This window comes from Streptomyces rectiverticillatus, from assembly GCF_013394065.1.
GTDB classification, from domain to species: Bacteria; Actinomycetota; Actinomycetes; order Streptomycetales; family Streptomycetaceae; genus Streptomyces; species Streptomyces rectiverticillatus.
In genome coordinates, this window is record NZ_CP040752.1 from 3,356,154 (window position 1) to 3,373,743 (window position 17,590).

At 72.5% G+C, this 17,590-nt stretch carries 15 protein-coding genes and 1 pseudogene; 2 read left to right on the top strand and 14 right to left on the bottom strand.

The window, feature by feature from the left end; translation table 11 throughout:
* Positions 1 to 48 precede the first annotated feature (48 nt).
* Genes FGW37_RS14425 through FGW37_RS14455 form a run of 7 tightly spaced genes read right to left on the bottom strand, consistent with a single transcriptional unit; the run spans position 49 to position 7,772 of the window.
* Positions 49 to 2,562 carry an NADH-quinone oxidoreductase subunit G gene (locus tag FGW37_RS14425; protein WP_179081425.1) on the bottom strand — a complete coding sequence of 838 codons (2,514 nt, stop codon included), beginning with the start codon at positions 2,560 to 2,562 and terminating at the stop codon, positions 49 to 51.
* A complete protein-coding gene (gene nuoF / locus FGW37_RS14430) occupies positions 2,559 to 3,920 on the bottom strand; it encodes an NADH-quinone oxidoreductase subunit NuoF (protein ID WP_179081426.1) in 1,362 nt (453 codons plus the stop codon). Before nuoF ends, FGW37_RS14425 begins: the two co-directional genes overlap by 4 nt.
* Positions 3,917 to 4,738, bottom strand: coding sequence for an NADH-quinone oxidoreductase subunit NuoE (gene nuoE / locus FGW37_RS14435; RefSeq protein WP_179084698.1), 822 nt, complete (start codon positions 4,736 to 4,738; stop codon positions 3,917 to 3,919). The genes nuoF and nuoE overlap by 4 nt, the downstream gene beginning before the upstream one ends.
* A 20-nt stretch (positions 4,739 to 4,758) precedes the next feature.
* Entirely contained in the window at positions 4,759 to 6,081 is a 1,323-nt protein-coding gene (locus tag FGW37_RS14440) for an NADH-quinone oxidoreductase subunit D (protein ID WP_179081427.1), read from the bottom strand.
* On the bottom strand, positions 6,081 to 6,851 hold the full coding sequence (locus FGW37_RS14445; RefSeq protein WP_179081428.1) for an NADH-quinone oxidoreductase subunit C: 771 nt from the start codon (positions 6,849 to 6,851) through the stop codon (positions 6,081 to 6,083). Before FGW37_RS14445 ends, FGW37_RS14440 begins: the two co-directional genes overlap by 1 nt.
* Positions 6,848 to 7,402, bottom strand: coding sequence for a NuoB/complex I 20 kDa subunit family protein (locus tag FGW37_RS14450; RefSeq protein WP_179081429.1), 555 nt, complete (start codon positions 7,400 to 7,402; stop codon positions 6,848 to 6,850). The genes FGW37_RS14445 and FGW37_RS14450 overlap by 4 nt, the downstream gene beginning before the upstream one ends.
* A gap of 10 nt (positions 7,403 to 7,412) precedes the next feature.
* A complete protein-coding gene (locus tag FGW37_RS14455; protein ID WP_058047631.1) occupies positions 7,413 to 7,772 on the bottom strand; it encodes an NADH-quinone oxidoreductase subunit A in 360 nt (119 codons plus the stop codon).
* A 730-nt stretch (positions 7,773 to 8,502) separates the two neighbouring features.
* On the opposite strand from FGW37_RS14455, the gene FGW37_RS14460 reads away from it, so the two are divergent.
* Together FGW37_RS14460 and FGW37_RS14465 are read left to right on the top strand one after the other, a co-directional pair.
* Positions 8,503 to 9,351 carry a C40 family peptidase gene (locus tag FGW37_RS14460; RefSeq protein ID WP_179081430.1) on the top strand — a complete coding sequence of 283 codons (849 nt, stop codon included), beginning with the start codon at positions 8,503 to 8,505 and terminating at the stop codon, positions 9,349 to 9,351.
* A 353-nt stretch (positions 9,352 to 9,704) separates the two neighbouring features.
* On the top strand, positions 9,705 to 10,727 hold the full coding sequence (locus FGW37_RS14465) for a winged helix-turn-helix domain-containing protein (protein WP_179081431.1): 1,023 nt from the start codon (positions 9,705 to 9,707) through the stop codon (positions 10,725 to 10,727).
* Positions 10,728 to 10,753: 26 nt separating this feature from the next.
* Here FGW37_RS14465 and FGW37_RS14470 read toward each other — a convergent pair whose 3' ends face one another.
* The 7 genes and pseudogenes from FGW37_RS14470 to mqnC all read right to left on the bottom strand — a co-directional run bounded on the left by FGW37_RS14470 (position 10,754) and on the right by mqnC (position 17,558).
* The gene (locus tag FGW37_RS14470) at positions 10,754 to 11,476 is read right to left on the bottom strand and encodes a hypothetical protein (RefSeq protein WP_179081432.1); all 723 of its coding nucleotides are present in this window, start codon (positions 11,474 to 11,476) and stop codon (positions 10,754 to 10,756) included.
* Between the two features lie 134 nt (positions 11,477 to 11,610).
* On the bottom strand, positions 11,611 to 12,888 hold the full coding sequence (locus FGW37_RS14475) for a geranylgeranyl reductase family protein (RefSeq protein WP_179081433.1): 1,278 nt from the start codon (positions 12,886 to 12,888) through the stop codon (positions 11,611 to 11,613).
* A gap of 112 nt (positions 12,889 to 13,000) precedes the next feature.
* A complete protein-coding gene (locus FGW37_RS14480; protein ID WP_179081434.1) occupies positions 13,001 to 13,876 on the bottom strand; it encodes a hypothetical protein in 876 nt (291 codons plus the stop codon).
* 528 nt (positions 13,877 to 14,404) lie between these two features.
* Positions 14,405 to 14,476 (bottom strand): annotated as a pseudogene (locus tag FGW37_RS34145) (zinc-ribbon domain-containing protein); the annotation flags it as partial.
* Between the two features lie 131 nt (positions 14,477 to 14,607).
* A complete protein-coding gene (locus FGW37_RS14485) occupies positions 14,608 to 15,306 on the bottom strand; it encodes a demethylmenaquinone methyltransferase (RefSeq protein ID WP_179081435.1) in 699 nt (232 codons plus the stop codon).
* Positions 15,307 to 15,676: 370 nt separating this feature from the next.
* Positions 15,677 to 16,336 (bottom strand): imidazolonepropionase-like domain-containing protein, encoded by a 660-nt coding sequence (locus FGW37_RS14490; protein WP_179081436.1) that lies wholly within the window; start codon positions 16,334 to 16,336, stop codon positions 15,677 to 15,679.
* Between the two features lie 10 nt (positions 16,337 to 16,346).
* Positions 16,347 to 17,558 (bottom strand): cyclic dehypoxanthinyl futalosine synthase, encoded by a 1,212-nt coding sequence (gene mqnC, locus FGW37_RS14495; RefSeq protein ID WP_058047625.1) that lies wholly within the window; start codon positions 17,556 to 17,558, stop codon positions 16,347 to 16,349.
* Positions 17,559 to 17,590 lie beyond the last annotated feature (32 nt).

Below are 17,590 nucleotides of genomic sequence, written 5' to 3' on the forward strand. Positions count from 1 at the left end.
TGGCCAGTCCGGTCAGTCGGTGAGCCTGCACAGCTTCCACAGCGTTCACTACCGCGCCTCCGGTGTCCCGGTCCCGGTGCCCTCACCGGAATCCGCCCCGATCCGTACGAGCTCGCCGGGGCGCGCGCCGGTGTCCCCGGCGACGCCGCCGCCGGCCGAGTTCAGCGGCAGCCACACCACGCGGTCCGGCATGGCCGTCACGCGCAGCGGCAGCCGCACCGTCCCGGCCTGGCCCGTCACCGCCAGCAGCTCGCCGTCGCGCACGCCCGCCTCGACGGCGGTCGCCGCGGACAGCCGGGCGAGCGCCGCGTGCCGCGTACCGGCGAGGGCGTCGTCACCGTCCTGCAGACGGCCCTGGTCCAGCAGCATCCGGTGGCCCGCGAGCACCGCCTCTCCGGCGGCCGGCTGCGGCAGCGGCAGCGGCCGGGCGGCCTCCACCGGGTCCGCGGCGTGCGCCCCGTCCCAGGGGCCGAGGCGGCGCAGCTCCGCGCGAACGGCGTCGACGTCCGGCAGGCCGAGCCCGATACCCATGGCGTCCGCCAGCATGTGCAGCACGCGGGCGTCCGCCGGCACGTGGCGGCGCGGCAGCTGATCGGGCTTGATCGCGACCTCGAACGGGCGGGCCCGGCCCTCCCAGTTGAGGAACGTGCCCGCCTTCTCCGCCACGGCCGCCACCGGCAGGACGACGTCCGCCCGGTCCGACACCTCGCCGGGCCGCTGCTCCAGGCTGACCAGGAAGCCGACGGCATCGAGCGCTTCACGCGCGCGTGCCGGATCGGGCAGGTCCGCGACCTCGACGCCGCCCACCAGCAGGGCGCCCAGCTCGCCCCTGGCCGCCGCCTCCACGATCTGGCCGGTGTCCCGGCCGGGGCTGCGCGGCAGGTCGGACACGCCCCAGGCGGCCGCGGTCTCCTCACGCGCCCGCGGGTCGGTGGCCGGGCGGCCGCCGGGCAGCAGCCCCGGCAGGGCCCCCGCCTCGATCGCGCCCCGCTCCCCCGCCCGGCGCGGGATCCACACCAGCTGCGCCCCGGTCGTCGCGGCGGCCGCGACGGCGGCCGTCAGCGCGCCGGGCACGCCCGCCAGCCGCTCGCCGACGACGATCACGGCCCCGTCGGCGCGCAGAGCGTCGGCCGCGGCCCGCCCCGGGGCGTCCGGGGCGGCAGCGTCGGCCAGCGCCCGCAGCCACTCGGTCTCGGTGCCGGGCGCGGCGGGCAGCAGCGTGCCACCGGCCTTCTCCAGGCCGCGGCTGGCGTGCGTGGCGAGCGCGAAGACGCGCTGCCCGTGCTTGCGCCAGGCCTTGCGCAGCCGCAGGAAGACGCCGGGCGCCTCCTCCTCGGCCTCGAAGCCCACCAGCAGGACCGCGGGCGCCTTCTCCAGCGCCGCATACGTCACCCCACTGCCGTCGAGATCCCGGCCACGGCCCGCGACGCGGGCGGCCAGGAAATCGGCCTCCTCACCGCTGTGCACCCGGGCCCGGAAGTCGACGTCGTGCGTGTCGAGCGCCACCCGCGCGAACTTGGCGTACGCGTACGCGTCCTCGACCGTCAGCCGGCCGCCGGTCAGGACGCCCGCCCTGCCGCGCGCAGCTGCCAGCCCGCGCCCCGCGGCCTCCAGGGCCTCCGGCCAGCTCGCCGGTTCCAGGACGCCTTCCGCGTTCCGCACGAGCGGGTGGGTGAAGCGCTCCGGCCGCTGCGCGTAGCGGAACGCGAAGCGGCCCTTGTCGCACACCCACTCCTCGTTGACCTCGGGGTCGTCGGCGGCGAGGCGGCGCATCACCTTGCCGCGCCGGTGGTCCGTCCGCAGCGCGCAGCCGCCCGCGCAGTGCTCGCACACCGACGGCGACGACACCAGGTCGAAGGGGCGCGAGCGGAAGCGGTACGCCGCCGAGGTGAGCGCGCCCACCGGGCAGATCTGGATGGTGTTGCCGGAGAAGTACGACTCGAAGGGCGCGCCCTCGCCGGTGCCGACCTGCTGCAGCGCCCCGCGCTCCAGCAGCTCGATCATGGGGTCGCCCGCGATCTGCTGGGAGAAGCGGGTGCAGCGCGCGCACAGCACGCACCGCTCGCGGTCCAGCAGCACCTGCGGGGAGATAGGCACCGGCTTCTCGAAGGTGCGCTTGCGGCCCTCGAAGCGGGTGTCGGCCTGCCCCGCCGTCATCGCCTGGTTCTGCAGGGGGCACTCGCCGCCCTTGTCGCAGACGGGGCAGTCCAGCGGGTGGTTGATCAGCAGCAGCTCCATCACGCCGCGCTGTGCCTTCTCGGCCACGGGCGAGGTCAGCTGCGTCCTGACGACCATGCCGTCCGTGCACGTGATGGTGCAGGAGGCCATCGGCTTGCGCTGGCCCTCGACCTCCACGATGCACTGCCGGCAGGCCCCCGCGGGGTCGAGCAGCGGGTGGTCGCAGAAGCGGGGGATCTCGATGCCCAGCAGCTCCGCGGCACGGATGACCAGCGTCCCCTTGGGGACGGAGATCGCCGCGCCGTCGATCGTGAGGGAGACGAGGTCCTCCGGCGGCGGCTCCGCGCCCCCTCCTCCGGAGGGGGCAGACGTCGTGACCGTCACGCGTTCACCTCCAGGTGGGAGTTCTGCGGGCCGTCGGCCCACAGGGTCGACTTCGACGGGTCGAAGGGGCAGCCGCGGCCCGTGATGTGCTGCTCGTACTCCGCGCGGAAGTGCTGCAGCGAGGAGAGGATGGGCGCCGCGGCGCCGTCGCCGAGGGCGCAGAAGGACTTGCCGTTGATGTTGTCGGAGATGTCGGCGAGCTTGTCGAGGTCGGACTTGCGGCCCTTGCCGGCCTCGATGTCACGCAGCAGCTGGACCAGCCAGTAGGTGCCCTCGCGGCAGGGGGTGCACTTGCCGCACGACTCGTGCGCGTAGAACTCCGTCCAGCGGGTGACCGCGCGCACCACGCACGTCGTCTCGTCGAAGCACTGCAGCGACTTGGTGCCCAGCAGGGAGCCGGCGGCACCCACGCTGTCGAAGTCCAGCGGCACGTCGAGGTGTTCGGCGGTGAACATGGGGCTGGAGGAGCCGCCCGGCGTCCAGAACTTCAGCCGGTGGCCGGGGCGCATGCCGCCGCTCATGTCGAACAGCTGGCGCAGGGTGATACCCATGGGCCCTTCGTACTGGCCGGGGTTCGCGACGTGGCCCGAGAGCGAATAGAGCGTGAATCCGGGGCACTTGTCGGTGCCCATCGAACGGAACCACTCCTTGCCCTTGTTGAGGATCGCGGGAACCGACGCGATGGACTCGACGTTGTTCACCACGGTGGGGCAGGCGTAGAGGCCCGCGACGGCCGGGAAGGGCGGCCGGAGCCGGGGCTGGCCGCGGCGCCCCTCCAGGGAGTCGAGGAGGGCGGTCTCCTCGCCGCAGATGTACGCGCCCGCGCCCGCGTGCACGGTCAGCTCCAGGTCCATCCCGGAGCCGAGGACGTTCTTGCCGAGGTAGCCCGCGGCGTAGGCCTCGCGCACGGCCTCGTGCAGCCGGCGCAGCACCGGCACGACCTCTCCGCGCAGATAGATGAAGGCCCGCTCGGAGCGGATCGCGTGGCAGGCGATCACGATGCCCTCGATGAGGGTGTGCGGGGCGGCGAAGAGCAGCGGGATGTCCTTGCAGGCCCCGGGCTCGGATTCGTCCGCGTTGACCACGAGGTAGTGCGGCTTGCCGTCGCCCTGCGGGATGAACTGCCACTTCATCCCGGTGGGGAAGCCTGCGCCGCCGCGGCCGCGCAGGCCCGAGTCCTTGACGTAGCCGATGACGTCGTCGGGGGCCATCGCGAGCGCCTTGCGCGCGCCCTGGTAGCCGTCGTGGCGCAGGTAGGTCTCCAGCGTCCAGGAGCGCGGCTCGTCCCAGAAGGCGCTCAGCACGGGAGCGAGCAGCTTTTCCGGGCTCGTCTCCCCCATTGCTGGTGCCATGGTCATCCCTCCCCCTCCTCGGTGACGGGCCCGGCGGGGTGGTCGGGGTCCGAGGCGGATGTCTGCTGCGGCGCGTCGTGGGAGCTGAGGTGCTCGCCGGGGTGCTGCTGGTGCCCGGTGGAGGGCGGGGCGCCGCGGGGCGGGCCCACCCGGGCCGGGCCGGTGCTCTCGCCCTTGGCCAGCCGGAGCCCCGCCAGGGAGGCCGGGCCCGCGCCGCCGCTCGCCTCGACCGCGTCCGGGCGGGGGTCGGGGAAGCCGGCGAGGATCCGGGAGGTCTCCCGGAAGGTGCACAGCGGGGCGCCGCGGGTCGGCTCGGCGCCGCGGCCGGCGCGCAGGTCGTCCACGAGGGCCTTGGCGCTCTCGACCGTCTGGTTGTCGAAGAACTCCCAGTTGACCATCACGACGGGCGCGAAGTCGCAGGCGGCGTTGCACTCGACGTGCTCGAGGGTGATCTTGCCGTCGGGGGTGGTGTCGCCGTTGCCGATGCCGAGGTGGCGGCGCAGGCCCTCGAAGATGGCGTCGCCGCCCATGACGGCGCACAGGGTGTTGGTGCACACCCCCACCTGGTACTCGCCGCCGGGCTCGCGCCGGTACATGGTGTAGAAGGTGGCGACCGCGGTGACCTCGGCGGTGGTCAGGCCGAGCACCTCGGCGCAGAACTGCAGGCCGGTGCGGGTGACGTGGCCCTCTTCGGCCTGCACGAGGTGCAGCAGCGGCAGCAGGGCGCTGCGGCTGTCGGGGTAGCGGTCGATCACCTCCTGGGCGTCGGCCGCGAGCCGCTCCCGTACGTCGGCGGGATAGTCGGGCGCGGGAAGCCGAGGCATCCCGAGCTGTACGTCATGAGTCACCGGTCGACGCCTCCCATCACGGGATCGATGGACGCCACCGCGACGATCACGTCGGCCACCTGGCCGCCCTCGCACATCGCCGCCATGGACTGCAGGTTGGTGAAGGACGGGTCGCGGAAGTGGACGCGGTAGGGGCGGGTGCCGCCGTCGCTGACGACGTGGACGCCCAGCTCGCCCTTGGGCGACTCGACCGCGGCGTACACCTGTCCGGGCGGGACCCGGAAGCCCTCCGTCACCAGCTTGAAGTGGTGGATCAGGGCCTCCATGGAGGTGCCCATGATCTTCTTGATGTGGTCGAGGGAGTTGCCGAGGCCGTCGGGGCCCAGGGCCAGCTGGGCGGGCCAGGCGATCTTCTTGTCCGCGACCATGACCGGGCCGGGGGCCAGCCGGTCCAGGCACTGCTCGATGATCCGCAGGGACTGGTGCATCTCCTCCAGGCGGATCAGGAAGCGCCCGTAGGAGTCGCAGGTGTCGGCGGTCGGCACCTCGAAGTCGTAGGTGTCGTAGCCGCAGTAGGGCTGGGACTTGCGCAGGTCGTGCGGCAGGCCGGTGGCGCGCAGGATGGGGCCGGTAGCGCCGAGGGCCATGCAGCCGGCGAGGTCGAGGTGGCCGACGCCCTGCAGGCGGCCCTTGAAGATGGGGTTGCCGGTGGCGAGCTTGTCGTACTCCGGCAGGTTCTTGCGCATCTTCTTCACGAACTCGCGCACCTGGTCCACGGCGCCGGGCGGCAGGTCCTGCGCGAGGCCGCCGGGGCGGACGTAGGCGTGGTTCATGCGCAGGCCGGTGATCAGCTCGTAGACGTCGAGGACGAGCTCGCGGTCCCGGAAGCCGTAGATCATGATCGTGGTGGCGCCGAGCTCCATGCCGCCGGTGGCGATGCACACCAGGTGCGAGGAGATTCGGTTCAGCTCCATCAGGAGCACGCGGATGACCGTGGCGCGGTCGGGGATCTGGTCCTCGATGCCCAGGAGCTTCTCCACGCCGAGGCAGTACGCCGTCTCGTTGAAGAACGGCGTCAGGTAATCCATGCGCGTGACGAAGGTGGTGCCCTGGGTCCAGGTCCGGTATTCGAGGTTCTTCTCGATGCCGGTGTGCAGATAGCCGATGCCGCAGCGGGCCTCTTTGACGGTCTCGCCGTCGATCTCCAGGATCAGCCGGAGCACCCCGTGGGTGGAGGGGTGCTGCGGACCCATGTTGACGATGATGCGCTCGTCGTCGGCCTGCTGGGCGGTGGCCGCGAGTTCGTCCCAGTCGCCGCCGGTGACGGTGTAGACGGTGCCTTCCGTCGTCTCGCGCGGGCTTGCTTGTGATGCACTCATCAGCTGTACGACCTCCGCTCGTCCGGAGCCGGGATCCGGGCGCCCTTGTACTCGACGGGAATGCCGCCGAGGGGGTAGTCCTTGCGCTGCGGGAAGCCCTGCCAGTCGTCCGGCATCATGATCCGCGTGAGCGCGGGGTGGCCGTCGAAGACGATGCCGAAGAAGTCGTACGTCTCGCGCTCGTGCCAGTCGTTGGTGGGGTAGACGTCGACGATCGACGGGATGTGCGGGTCGGCGTCGGGGGCGCTCACCTCCAGCCGGATCAGCCGGTTGTGGGTGATCGAGCGCAGGTGGTAGACGGCGTGCAGCTCGCGGCCCACGTTCTGATCGGACGCGGTCTGATCGGACGCGGCGCCTGGGAAGTGCACTCCGCTCACGCCCGTGCACAGCTCGAAGCGGAGCGCGGGGTCGTCGCGGAGGGTGCGGGCGGCACGGGGAAGGTGCTCGCGGGCGATGTGGAACGTGAGCTCGCCGCGGTCGACGACGGTCTTCTCGATCACGTTCGCCGGGAGGAGGCCCTGTTCCTCCAGGGCGCCCTCGAACTCGTCCGCCACCTCGTCGAAGTATCCGCCGTAGGGGCGGGTGGCCTCGCCGGGCAGCTGTACGGTCCGCACCAGGCCGCCGTAGCCGGTGGTGTCGCCGCCGTTGCGGGCGCCGAACATGCCGCGCTGGACGCGGATGGCCTCGCCGTGGTCCAGGCGCTGGCCGGGGAGGTTCTGGGCCTGGAGGTCCTTGTCGGGGTTCACGCCGTTGGCGTTGGCGTCGCTCACCGCAGCAGCCCCTTCATCTCGATCAACGGCAGGGCTTTGAGGGCCGCCTCCTCCGCCTCGCGGGCGGCCTCCTCGCGGTTCACCCCGAGCTTCTCGCCCTGGATCTTCCGGTGCAGCTTCAAGATCGCGTCCATGAGCATCTCGGGCCGCGGCGGGCAGCCGGGCAGATAGATGTCGACCGGCACGATGTGGTCGACGCCCTGGACGACCGCGTAGTTGTTGAACATGCCACCGCTGGAGGCGCAGACACCCATGGAGATCACCCACTTGGGGTTGGGCATCTGGTCGTAGACCTGGCGCAGGACGGGGGCCATCTTCTGGCTGACCCGGCCGGCGACGATCATCAGATCGGCCTGGCGGGGCGAGCCGCGGAAGACCTCCATGCCGAAGCGGGCCAGGTCGTAGCGGCCGGCGCCGGTGGTCATCATCTCGATGGCGCAGCAGGCCAGGCCGAAGGTCGCCGGGAAGACGGACGACTTGCGGACCCAGCCGGCGGCCTGCTCGACGGTGGTCAGCGCGAAGCCGCTGGGCAGCTTCTCCTCGAGTCCCATGTGGTGCCCCCTAGTCCCATTCCAGGCCGCCGCGGCGCCAGACGTAGGCGTAGGCGACGAAGACGGTGAGCACGAAGAGCAGCATCTCCACGAGCCCGAACAGACCCAGGGCGTCGAAGGTGACGGCCCAGGGGTAGAGGAAGACGATCTCGATGTCGAAGACGATGAAGAGCATCGCCGTCAGGTAGTACTTGATCGGGAAGCGCCCGCCGCCCGCGGGCTGCGGGGTGGGCTCGATACCGCACTCGTAGGCCTCGAGCTTGGCGCGGTTGTACCTCTTGGGCCCGATGAGCGAGGCCATGACCACGGAGAAGATCGCGAAGCCTGCCCCGAGGGCTCCCAGTACGAGGATGGGCGCGTAGGCGTTCACCGCTCCTCGCTCCTTCCAGTCGACGCTGACTGCCGGCTTACCGGACCCGGTCGGGCGCACCGCCCACGGTGAGGACCACCGGAGATCACCGCGAAGATCACCGATATGTGAGGCAGTTCACAAGCCCGGGTCGATTGCATCCTATGCCCGCCGGTCTGTGATCTGCGACACGGGGTACAGACCCGCGTTTGTGATCTCCACCACCTGACGAACGATCATCAAGTCGGATGAGCGGCGATCTTCATACACGAAGCGGCCGAGTGATCACCAGAGGTGACAATCGGACGCCCAGGGCCTGGTCGGAGGGGTGTCGCTCTATCAAGAGATGCCGCGCGCACACAAATTGGCACCCGATGCCTTCAACTGATATAGGAGCGCCGTCCACTGATCCGGCGTCGCCCCGGAGGCCGCGCCGGGCAACGGCTGGTGCCTCCGTTCACGAGAGCTCGCACGGGGCGGGCGGGACGTGAGCTGCGCCACGCGCCGGACGGGTCTAGGGCCGGTTTTGGCGGGTAGCCTCGACACGTGAGCCGTGATGGTGATATGACCATCGCCGATCATGAGCGATGGCCAAAACCCCATGCTGAGGCGGCCGATAGGGGTCGGCGGGGCGCGAGGCGCCGTGATGTTCCCGTGATCAAATGCCCGAATTCTGGGCGCGTGCACGTCAATTGTGACGCACGTCACCTTTATTGAACTCAACCTGCGCGGACTGATAGTCCGTTGTCCCATGTCCCCCAACGCGCACATAACCAGCCACCGGAAGCCCCGTCGTACGGCCACCCAGTCGTGGGTCGTCCGCACTGGTGTTGCCGGTGGCGTCCTCAGCACCCTGGCCGTGGCCGGCGCCGGTTCCGCCACCGCCGCCGAGAAGCCCGTCGAGGCGACCGTCGAAATGCCCGCGGTCAACGCGGCCCTGGCCACGTCCATCGCGCAGAGCGCGGCGGCCACCCAGCAGACCGCCTTCGACTACCAGGACCGCGCGCAGCAGGACGAGGCCGCCGGCAAGGTCGAGGCCGCCGCCAAGAAGGCCGCCGACGAGGCCGAGCGCAAGGCGGAGGCCGAGCGCAAGGCCGCCGCGGCCAAGGAGAAGCGCGAGAAGGAGGAGGCCCGCGCCTCCCGCGCCACCGAGCGCCAGAGCCTGAGCAGCAAGTCCGCCGCCCAGACCTCCGAGGACGCCGCCACGGCCGCCTCGCCCTCCGCCAAGGGCAGCAGCACCGCCACCGGCAGCACCGCCTCCCTGGTCTCCTTCCTCCGGGCGCAGGTCGGCAAGGCGTACGTGATGGGCTCCACCGGCCCGTCCTCCTACGACTGCTCCGGCCTGGTCATGGCCGCCTACAGCCAGATCGGCATCGACCTGCCGCGCGTCTCGCAGGACCAGTCGACGGCCGGCACCCAGGTGTCGACCTCGAACCTGCAGGTCGGCGACATCCTCTACTGGGGCTCCGCGGGCAGCGCGTACCACGTGGCCGTCTACATCGGCGGCGGCAAGTTCATCGGCGCGCAGAACCCGAGCACGGGCATCGTCGAGCGCGACATGAGCTACTCCCCGCCCACGGGTGCCGTCCGCGTCCTCTGACGCCGGACCGCCCAGCGGCTCGCACACCTTGCGAAGGGCCGCCGTCCCACCGCTCGGGACGGCGGCCCTTCGGCATGCCCGCCGGCGGCCATGTCCCCCGCACGGCCCGCGGCGCGGCCTGCCCGCACGGACACCCTGCGACCCCCCGTCGCCCTCAGGACGTCCGTGCCTCCCCCGACACCGGGGCGGGCGCTCCGAGCCGCATGAGAAGCGCCCGTCCCGGTTTGTGAAGTCTGCAAGCACCGTCACCGCGGGGACAAAGCCCTTCGGCGGAAACCGAATCCGGGCTCCCCGTAAAGTTGTCCAGATCTGGACAGTTGGCCGATACCGCCGGGGCGCTACCTTCGGTCACCGTGCTACGCATCCACTTCGGCCCCGAAGATCTCGGCAGGGTGCGCCTCGCGCCCGGCCCCGATCCGCTGGCGGAGGCGGCGCTGAGCCTGCCCGTGCTGCAGAACCGGTGGATGGGCGGGATCGCCCTGGACGGCTGGCGGCACCGCACCCAGCGCGGCCTGAGCCCCGCCATGCGGCCCCTGCTGGAGCTCGCCCCGGCCAACATGGGCGAGTACCTCCCCGAGGCGTTCCTGCACGCCGAGGACGGGGCCTGCTCGCTGGCGGAGAGCCTGGAGTCGGTGTGGTCCCTGCCGCGGAAGGTCTGGACGGCCGAGCTGGAGTGCGCGCTGGACCACCGCCCCGTGCCACGGTGGTTCGGCGACCTGCACACCGCCGACCGCCCGGCCGCCCGCACCGTCGACCAGGCCTTCCGCTCGTACTGGGAGACGGCCCTCGCGCCGTACTGGTCACAGGTCACCGCCTGCGTACAGGCCGACCGCACGCGCCGTATCCGCACCGCCGCGGAACAGGGCGTCGAGCACCTGCTCGCCACCCTGCACCCCACCGTGCGCTGGGAGTCACCCGTGCTGCACGTGCCCTGCATGCACAACGAGGGCTTCCACCGGGACTTCCACGACGTGCACCTGGCGGGCCGCGGCCTGACGCTCACGCCCTCGTTCTTCTGGCCGCACCCCACGGCGCGCGCCCACAGCGCGGACGACGAGGCGCCGATCGACCTGTGCTACCCCGTCGCGCTCGACCTGTCCGCCTACCAGGCGGTGCTCTCCCGCCCCGCCGCCCCGGGCGGACTCGGGCGGCTGACCGCGCTGCTCGGGCGCACCCGCGCGCGCGTGCTGGACGCGGCGGCCGAGGGCGGCAGCACCGCTCAGCTCGCCCGCCGCACCGGTATCTCCCCGGCCTCGGCGAGCGAGCACGCGACCGTGCTGCGGGAGGCGGGCCTGCTCAGCACCACCCGCACGGGTTCCTCCGTGCACCACACGCTCACCCCGCTGGGACAGGCACTGCTCAACGGGGTGGTGTGAGGGCGGAGGGCCCCGGAGGGCTCACATCAGGACTCCGGCACGCAGGGGTTGCCCACGTCCACCATGCAGTCGTCGCCCGGGCCGGGGCGGGGGTCGACGATGCCCCGGTTGATGTGGACGCGGATGAAGTCGGGGCCGGCGTTCCCGTGGACCTTCCCGGAGGGGTTCACGGTCCCGAGCACACGAATCTCGTCGCGCTCGTCGTTGCCCTCGACCAGGCCGTCGACGTCGGCGCCGACGTCGAGGGTGATCTTGTCCGCCCCCTTGGCGCCGCGGACGTCGGCCGCCGGGCCCACCGGGGCGTTCCCGTACAGGTGGATGTCGTCGTCGTCCTGGCCGCCGCGGATGTTGCCCTTGACCGGCCCTCTGACCTCGAAGACGTCCCGGCCCATCTGCCCGTCGAGGTCGCCGGTCAGCTCGCCGCTGGTGAGGGTGCTGCGGTCTGCTCCGTCGCCGCCGCGGACCCTGCCCGCGACGATGCCGGCGAGCGTGATCGTGTCATCGCCCCCGAGGGCCTCGACGAGCGTGTCGGCCGCGACGCCGGAAGAGCACTCGATGGTGTCGGCGGCTTCCGTGCCCCGGATGACCGTGCTCGTCACCGGCACGCCGTTGACCGTGCAGGACGAGGCGGCCTGCGCCGGGGCGGCGAGCACCGCGGCGGGCAGGAAGAGGGCCGCCGCGAGAGCGACGGCCCGGGCCGCCCGGCGGAGCGCCGGGCGGATGGTATGTCTGTTCGTGTCGTACGTCATGGGAACGCTCCTTCACGAAGACTGACCCAACAAGTCCGGTACGCCGGACTCATCCGGATGTCTTCCTGAACGGCGCGCCGCCAAACGGCACAACTGTCACACGAAGGGGTGAAACCCCTTCACGGCACCGCGGGTTACGCCTTCGGGGCAACCTTGCTCAGGCCGTTGATGATGCGGTCCATCGCGTCCCCGCCCGTCGGGTCCGTCAGGTTCGCCAGCATCTTCAGCGTGAACTTCATCAGCAGCGGGTGCGTCAGGCCGTGCTGGGCGCCGATCTTCATCACCTTCGGGTTGCCGATGAGCTTCACGAAGGCCCGGCCGAGCGTGTAGTAACCGCCGTAGGTGTCCTTGAGGACCTTCGGGTAGCGCTGCAGGGCCAGCTCGCGCTGGGCGTACGAAGCGCGCGCGTGGGCCTGGACGATGACGTCCGCGGCGATCTGCCCGGACTCCATGGCGTACGCGATGCCCTCGCCGTTGAACGGGTTCACCAGCCCGCCCGCGTCGCCGACGAGCAGCAGGCCGCGCGTGTAGTGCGGCTGGCGGTTGAAGGCCATGGGCAGGGCGGCGCCGCGGATGGGGCCCGTCATGTTCTCCGGGGTGTAGCCCCAGTCCTCGGGCATCGAGGCGCACCAGGCCTTGAGGACCTCGCGCCAGTCCAGCTCCTTGAAGGACTCGGAGGTGTTGAGCACGCCGAGACCGACGTTGCTCGTGCCGTCGCCCATGCCGAAGATCCAGCCGTAGCCGGGCAGCAGCCGGTCCTGCGGGCCGCGGCGGTCCCACAGCTCCAGCCAGGACTCCAGGTAGTCGTCCTCGTGGCGCGGGGAGGTGAAGTACGTGCGCACGGCCACGCCCATGGGGCGGTCCTCGCGGCGGTGCAGGCCCATGCCCAGCGACAGCCGGGAGGAGTTGCCGTCGGCCGCGACGACGAGCGGGGCGCGGAAGGTGACCGGGGTCTTCTCCTCGCCCAGCTTCGCCTCGACGCCCACGATCCGGCCCGTGCGGTCGTCGATGACGGGCGCGCCGACGTTGCAGCGCTCGTACATCCGGGCGCCGGCCTTCACCGCGTTGCGGGCCAGCTGCTCGTCGAAGTCGTCGCGCTTGCGGACCAGTCCGTAGTCCGGGAAGGAGGCGAGATCCGGCCAGTCGAGCTGCAGCCGGACGCCGCCGCCGATGATGCGCAGGCCCTTGTTGCGCAGCCAGCCGGCCTCTTCGGAGATGTCGATGCCCATCGCCACGAGCTGCTTGGTGGCACGGGGGGTCAGCCCGTCGCCGCACACCTTCTCACGCGGGAACGCCGTCTTCTCCAGCAGGAGGACGTCCAGTCCGGCCTTGGCGAGGTAGTACGCGGTGGTCGACCCGGACGGGCCGGCCCCGACGACGATCACATCCGCGGAGTGTTCGGTATCGGTCACGGTCGGCTCTCCCGTTCGGCTGAGGACTGGTCACCCGAGTCTATGAGCCGCCCGAGCGGGGCCGGGCGGGGGCCGCCCGGCCGTTCGGGGGGGGGCGCCGGAGCGCGCCCGGCTACCCGGCCCGCCAGGAGCCGAGGGCCGTGTCGAAGGGCTTGCGGTACGCGTCCCCGCCGCCGTCCCGGCCGCGGAACATGATGGCGTACTCCGTGCCCGAACCGTCCACGTACGCCTGGTTGTAGCCGTGCATGGTGCCGCCCGAGGACTTGTCGACCCAGGTCCACTCCCACAGGGCGCCCGGGCGGCCCTGGAAGGTGTTCCGCGTCATCTTGACCCGCTTGTAGCCGTTCAGCTGAGCCACGCCCTTCTCCAGGTCCTGGAAGTGGTCGTAGGCGGACTGCTTGGTGCCGTGCACGATGCCGATGCGCAGGTACTCGCTGCCGGTGCGGCCCGCGTAGTCGATCTGGCCGCTCCCCTTGTCCTCCCGGCGCCAGCCCTGGGGCACCGCGAGGGAGAACCCCTGCGGGGCGGACACGTTCTCGTACCCCGCGGGCGCGGAGCCGCCTGCCGCGGGCGCCGACGACGAGGCGGACCCGGACGGCGACGGCGAGGCCGAGGCGGACTCGGAGGCGGACGGGGACGCCGACGCGGAGGCCGAGGGCGACGCGGAGGCCGAGGCGGACGGCGACGGCGAGGGCGGGCTGCTCGGTGCCGCCGTGGGCGGCGCCGGCTCCACGGATCCGGTGTCCTCGATGCGGGCGGCGTCCCTCTTGCCGTCGTCCTTACCCTTCGCCAGCAGAATCCCGCCACCCACGGCCCCGCCGATCACCACGACGGCCACCGCGGCGGCCACCCAGCCGGGGTTGAGCCTGCGGCGGGCCTTGGGGAGCACGAAGAACTCGGGGGTGGGCCCGATAACGGCCAGCGGGTTCGCCTCCGGCGCGGGCGGAAAGGGCGGGGCGGGGTGGCCCGGCACGGTGCCGGGGGCCATCCCGGCCGGTGTCGGCGCCGGTCCGGCGGCAGGCGCGGCCGCACCGGCTGTAGCGGGCACGGCCCAGGGCGCGGGGGGTGGCGGGAGAACGGGGGGCACGGCCGCGGGGGCCGGGGCTGCCGAAGCCGGGGTTACGGGGGCAGGGGCCCCGGGAGGCGGGGTGGTTGCGGGGGGAGAGCCCGCGGGAGCAGGCGCCGCCGGGGGCGCGGGAACCGGGGCCCCGGGAGCGGAGGTCGCAGGAGCCGGGGCCCCAGAAGCCGGCGCCGCAGGAGCCGCGGCGGTGCTCGGGGCCGCAGGGGCGGGCACCGCCGAAGCCGGGGTCGCACCCGGCGCAGGCGGCGCGGCCGGCGGGCCCGGTATCGGCGGGGCGGCCGACCCGGCCGGTATGGGCTCCGCGGCCCGCTCGGCCGGTATCCGCGCCACGGCCGACTCGGCCGGAACCGGCGCCACGGCCCGCTCAGCCGGAATCGGCAGGGGCTCCGTCCCGTCCGGCGCCGCCGCCGGTTGCCTCTCCTGCGGTCGTTCCCGTCCGCACTTCATGCAGAAGCGCGCTTCCGCGGGGAGCGTGGAACCGCAGGCGGGGCAGCAGGGCAAGGTCATGGAGCGCTCCGGAGCTCGGGCGGGTCATTCGGAGGGCGGGGGTGGCTTGATCGTATCGACTCGGGGCGCCCTGCCCATGACAAACCGTCAGCCCGCGGCCCCGGACCCGGCCCCGGCCCGTCCGTGACGCGTCACTCCGGACGCTTCGTGCCCCGGTGCAGGGCGACGACGCCGCCCGTAAGGTTGCGCCACGCGACCTTCGACCAGCCCGCCTCCTGCAGCAGCGCGGCGAGCTCCGGCTGGGCGGGCCAGGCGCGGATCGACTCGGCGAGGTAGACGTACGCGTCGGGGCTGCTGCTGACGGCCCGCGCGACCGGCGGCAGGGCCCGCATCAGGTACTCGCTGTAGACCGTGCGGAAGGGCGCCCACGTGGGCGTGGAGAACTCGCAGATCACCACGCGCCCGCCCGGCCGGGTCACGCGCAGCATCTCGCGCAGCGCGGCACCGGTGTCCTGCACGTTGCGCAGCCCGAAGGAGATCGTGACCGCGTCGAACACCCCGTCCGCGAAGGGCAGCCGGGTGGCGTCGCCCGCGGTCAGCGGCATCCACGGGTTGCGCTTCTTGCCCTCGCGCAGCATGCCGACCGAGAAGTCACACGGCACGACGTAGGCGCCGGCCATGGTGAACGGCAGCGAGGAGGTGCCCGTCCCGGCCGCGAGGTCCAGCACCTTCTCCCCCGGACGGGCGTCGACGGCCCCGGCGACGGCCTTGCGCCACAGCCGGGCCTGGCCGAGCGAGAGCACGTCGTTGGTGAGGTCGTATTTGGCCGCCACGTCGTCGAACATCGCGGCGACTTCGTGCGGCTGCTTGTCCAGGGATGCTCGGGTCACGTCCCCATTGTTCACCCCCGGGGCGGGAGGAGACGCAGAGGGTTGGACGGGGACGGCGCGCCCGGGAAGGACCGGCCGTCCTGCGGTGCCGACTGCGCCCGTCCCGGGAGCCCCCGCTCCCCGGGACCGCCGGACCCCCCGCCCGGCGTTGCGCGCCCTTGCGGCCCGGCATGACGAACCGTTGCCAGGGCCCTCCACAGTGGCACCGCGGGACGTCCGTAGCGGCCGTCCCCGCGCTGCCCATCCTGCCTCGCGGAACGGACCAGGGCCTTCCGCCTTGACGGGCCCCTGACGTGCGCGGACGCCCTCCATACGGCTCGTTGACGCCGGTGTGCGGCGCCCGGCCTGCGAGGGGGGGCACGGCCCCCGCTCAGCGCCCCCGGTACACCAGCCGGCCGCCCAGCACCGTCGCCACGCACGTCCCCGCGCCCGCAGCCAGGAGCGCCGCCTCGTCCGGCACATCGAATACGGCGAGGTCCGCCGGACCGCCCACGGCCAGAGGAGCCTCGACGGAGCCGGGCAGGTCGCGGCCCTCGCGCAGGGGATCGAGGTCCGGAGCGTCGGTCAGGATCCCCGGCGCGAGGCGCGCCGGTACGACCCTCATCCCCGACCGGGCGACCGCCGTCGCCACCACCGGGTCCGTGAAGCCGCCCGGCGCGGCCACCGCCGTGGTGCCGTGCCGCAGCATCTGCTGCAGCCCCCGCCGGACGCTGCCCGCCCGGCGGGTCTCGGTCATCTCCAGCGCCGCCGCCCGCTCGCCGGTGAGCGGGCGGTCCCCCAGCTCGTCGTACTCGCGCGGATCCGGGAAATAGGCGTTCCCCAGCAGCCACGCCGCGTGCCACTGGCGCAGACCGGGCGTCAGCACGCCGGGCCAGCGCCGCACGCGCGCGCCCGGGCAGGCCGCGGCCACGTCCTCGTACGGGCCGGCCGCCGCGATCCTGTCGCCGTCCACCGCCACGGCGCCGCCGGGCACCGCAGCGGCGCCGGGGGCGGCGGTCAGCAGCAGGCCGGCGGTGTGGATCGTCAGCACGGCTCGGGCGTCAGCTCGCGTCGATGAGCTTCAGCTCGGGGTGGGCCGTGCCGCCCTCGATCGCCGTCGACGACAGGTGCGAGACGACGCGGTCGTCGACCGGGTCGTTCGCCGGGTCGTCGTGCACGAGCAGGTGCTCGTACGTGGTGGCGCGCTGCGCCGGGACGCGGCCCGCCTTGCGGATGAGGTCGATGAGCTCCATGCGGTTGGAGCGGTGCTTGGCGCCCGCCGAGGAGACGACGTTCTCCTCCAGCATCACCGAGCCCAGGTCGTCCGCGCCGTAGTGCAGCGAGAGCTGGCCCGCCTCCTTGCCGACGGTCAGCCAGGAGCCCTGGATGTGGGCGACGTTGTCGAGGAACAGCCGCGCGATGGCGATCATCCGCAGGTACTCGAAGACGGTCGCCTGCGTACGGCCCTTCAGCACGTTGTTCTGCGGCTGGTAGGTGTACGGGATGAAGGCGCGGAAGCCGCCCGTGCGGTCCTGCACGTCACGGATCATCCGGATGTGCTCGATCCGCTCGGCGTTGGTCTCGCCGGTGCCCATCAGCATGGTGGAGGTCGACTCGACGCCCAGGGTGTGGGCGAGCTCCATGATCTCCAGCCAGCGCTCGCCGGACTCCTTCAGCGGCGCGATGGCCTTGCGGGGCCGGGCGGGCAGGAGTTCGGCGCCGGCGCCCGCGAAGGAGTCCAGGCCGGCGGCGTGGATGCGGCGGATGGCCTCCTCCGCACTCACCCCGGAGATCCGCGCCATGTGCTCCACCTCGGACGCGCCGAGGGAGTGGATCACCAGCTGCGGGAACTCCTTCTTGATGGCGGAGAAGTGCTCCTCGTAGTACTCCACGCCGTAGTCCGGGTGGTGGCCGCCCTGGAACATGATCTGTGTGCCGCCGAGCTCCACGGTCTCCGCGCAGCGGCGCAGGATGTCGTCGAGGGGGCGCGTCCAGACCTTGTCGCTCTTCGGCGGGGCGTAGAAGGCGCAGAACTTGCACGCGGTGACGCACGAGTTCGTGTAGTTGATGTTGCGCTCGATGATGTACGTCGCGATGTGCTCGGTACCCGCGTAGCGCTTGCGGCGGGCCGCGTCGGCCGCCGCGCCCAGCGCATGCAGCGGCGCGGAGCGGTAGAGCTCCAGCGCCTCCTCGGGAGTGATGCGGCCACCGGCGGCGGCGCGGTCGAGGACGGCTGTGACATCAATGGTCGTGAGGTCGGCCTTCTCGCTCACCGGGGCGTCCCTTCGGAGGGGGTTTGACACGA